Source organism: Desulfovibrio sp. DV (assembly GCF_001936595.1).
Lineage (GTDB): Bacteria > Desulfobacterota > Desulfovibrionia > Desulfovibrionales > Desulfovibrionaceae > Solidesulfovibrio.
The window spans coordinates 1-1952 of sequence record NZ_MLBG01000191.1; the positions used below are offsets into that span (position 1 = coordinate 1).

At 61.0% G+C, this 1952-nt stretch carries 1 protein-coding gene; it reads right to left on the bottom strand.

What is annotated here, in order from left to right:
- Window positions 1–102 precede the first annotated feature (102 nt).
- Window positions 103–1952: DNA polymerase III subunit alpha (gene dnaE / locus DVDV_RS21645; RefSeq protein ID WP_139311716.1), on the bottom strand; the 1850-nt coding region annotated here is incomplete at its 5' end.

Sequence of the window (1952 nt, forward strand, 5' to 3'; positions counted from 1 at the left end):
CTTCAAGCCCCCGGCGGGGCCTGGGGCAGCGCCCCAGTCTTCGCCTTCGCCTTCGCTTTCGCCTCGGCTTCGCCTTTACCCCGCTTTCGTCTTTCAACTTCCCTACCGGCCCATGGCCCCCTGCTCGAACGCATCCAATTCGCGGCGAAGTTCCGGGCAGCGTTTGACGCCGTATTCGTGGCCAAGCCGCAGCCGGCAAACGGCCCTGGGCAGGTTCAGCACCAGATGCACGGTGCACTGGCCAGGGTATTTTTTGAGGATCCGGGCCAGCGGATCAAGGGTCACGGGGTTGCCTTCGGGGCAGGCGACCAGGATTTCCACGGGTTCGTCGCTGCCGCCGATGAACTTGGACAGGGGATCGACCCGCACGGCCTGGAGCTTGATGATTTTTTTGCCTTCGCCCTCGACCGGATCCGAGTTGCCGATTTTGGCGGTGACAAAAAGCGGAGTGTCGGCGTCGAGCTGTTCGCGGGAAAGGGCGTAGACATCGGAAAAGACCACGGCCTCGGCCTCGCCGCCAAGGTGGTCTTCGAGCTTGCAGAAGGCCATCTTCTGGCCTTTTTTGGTGATGATTTCCTTGGTGGACACGCAGATGCAGGCGATTTTCACCTCGACACCGGGTTCCATGCCGGCGCATTGGGCCAGGGTGGTCAGGCGCATGGCCCGCAGGTCGCGCTCGAAAGCGAGAAGCGGATGGCTGGTCAGGTAAAAGCCGAGTGCTTCCTTTTCAAAGGCCATCATCTCTTCGTGGTGCCATTCCGGCAGCGCGGCCTCGGCGCAGGACAGGCCAAGGCCGACAGTTGGCTTGGGCTGTTCGGGCATGAGCGTCATGAGCGACAGGCGGCCGTCGTTTTTATCCGCCGCCCGCTTCTGGCCAAGGGCGGCGGCCTGATCCAGGCCGGCCAGCAGGGCCGCCCGGGTACAACCGAATTTGTCGCAGGCCCCGCATTTGATCAGGTATTCGATGACGCGCTTGGTGATCTTGCGCATGTTCACACGGCTGGTGAAATCAAGGAGCGAGGTAAACGGCCCGCCCTCCTCCCGCGCGGCCACAATCTCGGCCACGGCGTCGCGGCCGACGTTTTTGACCGCTGCCAGCCCGTAGAGAATCTTATTGTCCTTGACGGAAAAGTGCGGATAGCCGGCATTGACGTCGGGCGGCAGCAGTTCGAGGTCGTTGTCGCGGCAGGCGGCGATGTATTGCAGGAGCTTGTCCTGGTTTTCCATATCCGAGGTCATGAGCGCGGCCATGAACGCCACCGGATAGTGGGCCTTTAAATAGGCCGTGTGGTAGGAAATCAGGGCATAGGCGGCGCTGTGGGACTTGTTGAAGCCGTATTCCGCGAACTTCTCCATCAAGTCGAAAATTTCATTGGCCTTTTTGGCCTCAATGTCATTTTTCGCACAGCCCTCCACAAAAAAGCTGCGCTGCTTGGCCATTTCCTCGGCGTTTTTCTTGCCCATGGCCCGGCGCAGCAAATCGCCCGCGCCCAGGGAAAAACTGGCCAGGACCTGGGCGATCTTCATGACCTGTTCCTGGTAGACGATGACGCCATAGGTGGGCTTCAGCGTCTCTTCCAGGCGCGGATGGGGGTATTCGACCACGTCCTCGCCGTGCTTGCGGCGGATAAAAAGCTCGACCATGCCCGACCCGAGCGGACCCGGACGATAGAGCGCCAGCATGGCGATGATGTCTTCAAAGCAGTTGGGTTTGAGCATGCGCAGATACTTGCGCATGCCCTGGCTTTCCACCTGGAAGATGCCGTCGGTGTCGCCCCGGGCAAAGAGTTCGTAGGTGGCCTCGTCGGTAAAGGGCAGGGTGTCGAGGTCCGGCGGCGTCTCGCCCATCTCGCGGATGATTTGCAGCGCGTCATCGATGACCGTCATGGTCTTGAGCCCGAGGAAGTCGAACTTGACCAGTCCGGCTTTTTCCACGCGCTTCATGTCCCACT